The sequence below is a fragment of the Kitasatospora sp. NPDC059973 genome, from assembly GCF_042737525.1.
In the GTDB taxonomy this organism is placed as follows: Bacteria; Actinomycetota; Actinomycetes; order Streptomycetales; family Streptomycetaceae; genus Kitasatospora.
In genome coordinates this window covers 1-2,366 of the sequence record NZ_JBHWUI010000350.1, presented here as the reverse complement: position 1 = coordinate 2,366, position 2,366 = coordinate 1, and the positions used below count along the sequence as shown (strand labels likewise).

Below are 2,366 nucleotides of genomic sequence, written 5' to 3'. Positions count from 1 at the left end.
CTGAGGACAAGCCCTCGGCCTATTAGTACCGGTCAACTCCACCCCTTACGAGGCTTCCATATCCGGCCTATCAACCCAGTCGTCTACTGGGAGCCTTACCCTCTCAAGGAGGTGGGAGTGCTCATCTCGAAGCAGGCTTCCCGCTTAGATGCTTTCAGCGGTTATCCCTCCCGAACGTAGCCAACCAGCCATGCCCTTGGCAGGACAACTGGCACACCAGAGGTTCGTCCGTCCCGGTCCTCTCGTACTAGGGACAGCCCTTCTCAACACTCCTACGCGCACAGCGGATAGGGACCGAACTGTCTCACGACGTTCTAAACCCAGCTCGCGTACCGCTTTAATGGGCGAACAGCCCAACCCTTGGGACCTACTCCAGCCCCAGGATGCGACGAGCCGACATCGAGGTGCCAAACCATCCCGTCGATATGGACTCTTGGGGAAGATCAGCCTGTTATCCCCGGGGTACCTTTTATCCGTTGAGCGACGGCGCTTCCACAAGCCACCGCCGGATCACTAGTCCCGACTTTCGTCCCTGCTCGACCCGTCAGTCTCACAGTCAAGCTCCCTTGTGCACTTACACTCAACACCTGATTGCCAACCAGGCTGAGGGAACCTTTGGGCGCCTCCGTTACTCTTTAGGAGGCAACCGCCCCAGTTAAACTACCCACCAGACACTGTCCCTGATCCGGATCACGGACCCAGGTTAGACATCCAGCACGACCAGAGTGGTATTTCAACGACGACTCCACAACAACTGGCGTTGCTGCTTCAAAGTCTCCCACCTATCCTACACAAGCCGAACCGAACACCAATATCAAGCTATAGTAAAGGTCCCGGGGTCTTTCCGTCCTGCTGCGCGAAACGAGCATCTTTACTCGTAATGCAATTTCACCGGGCCTATGGTTGAGACAGTCGAGAAGTCGTTACGCCATTCGTGCAGGTCGGAACTTACCCGACAAGGAATTTCGCTACCTTAGGATGGTTATAGTTACCACCGCCGTTTACTGGCGCTTAAGTTCTCAGCTTCGCCTGGACGAATCCAAGCTAACCGGTCCCCTTAACGTTCCAGCACCGGGCAGGCGTCAGTCCGTATACATCGCCTTACGGCTTCGCACGGACCTGTGTTTTTAGTAAACAGTCGCTTCTCGCTGGTCTCTGCGGCCACCCCCAGCTCAGAGTGCAAGACTCATCACCAGGAATGGCCCCCCTTCTCCCGAAGTTACGGGGGCATTTTGCCGAGTTCCTTAACCATAGTTCACCCGAACGCCTCGGTATTCTCTACCTGACCACCTGAGTCGGTTTGGGGTACGGGCCGCCATGAAACTCGCTAGAGGCTTTTCTCGACAGCATAGGATCATCCACTTCACCACAATCGGCTCGGCATCAGGTCTCAGCCTTAATGAGTGACGGATTTGCCTATCACTCGGCCTACACCCTTACCCCGGGACAACCACCGCCCGGGCTGGACTACCTTCCTGCGTCACCCCATCGCTCACCTACTACCCTGTTGGGTCACCGGCTCCACCACGTCCCTTTGTCCGAAGACTCCGGGCCGGCTTCACGGGCTTAGCATCAAGAGGTTCGACGTTGGCGCTTCAAAGCGGGTACGGGAATATCAACCCGTTGTCCATCGACTACGCCTGTCGGCCTCGCCTTAGGTCCCGACTTACCCTGGGCAGATCAGCTTGACCCAGGAACCCTTGGTCAATCGGCGCAAGAGTTTCTCACTCTTGTATCGCTACTCATGCCTGCATTCTCACTCGTGTACCGTCCACGACTGGTTTCCACCGCCGCTTCACCCGGCACACGACGCTCCCCTACCCATCACAGCAGGCGTTGGCCCTATATGCTGCAATGACACGACTTCGGTGATGTGCTTGAGCCCCGCTACATTGTCGGCGCGGAATCACTTGACCAGTGAGCTATTACGCACTCTTTCAAGGGTGGCTGCTTCTAAGCCAACCTCCTGGTTGTCTCTGCGACTCCACATCCTTTCCCACTTAGCACACGCTTAGGGACCTTAGTCGGTGTTCTGGGCTGTTTCCCTCTCGACCATGGAGCTTATCCCCCACAGTCTCACTGCCACGCTCTCACTTACCGGCATTCGGAGTTTGGCTAAGGTCAGTAACCCGGTGAGGCCCATCGCCTATCCAGTGCTCTACCTCCGGCAAGAAACACGTGACGCTGCACCTAAATGCATTTCGGGGAGAACCAGCTATCACGGAGTTTGATTGGCCTTTCACCCCTAACCACAGGTCATCCCCCAGGTTTTCAACCCTGGTGGGTTCGGTCCTCCACGAAGTCTTACCTCCGCTTCAACCTGCCCATGGCTAGATCACTCCGCTTCGGGTCTTGGGCATGCAACT

The 2,366-nt window shown here is 56.5% G+C and carries 1 rRNA gene; it reads right to left on the bottom strand.

Going from position 1 to position 2,366, the window contains the following annotated elements:
- Nucleotides 1-2: 2 nt before the first annotated feature.
- Nucleotides 3-2,366 (bottom strand): 23S ribosomal RNA (locus ACFWA9_RS39005); the annotation flags it as partial.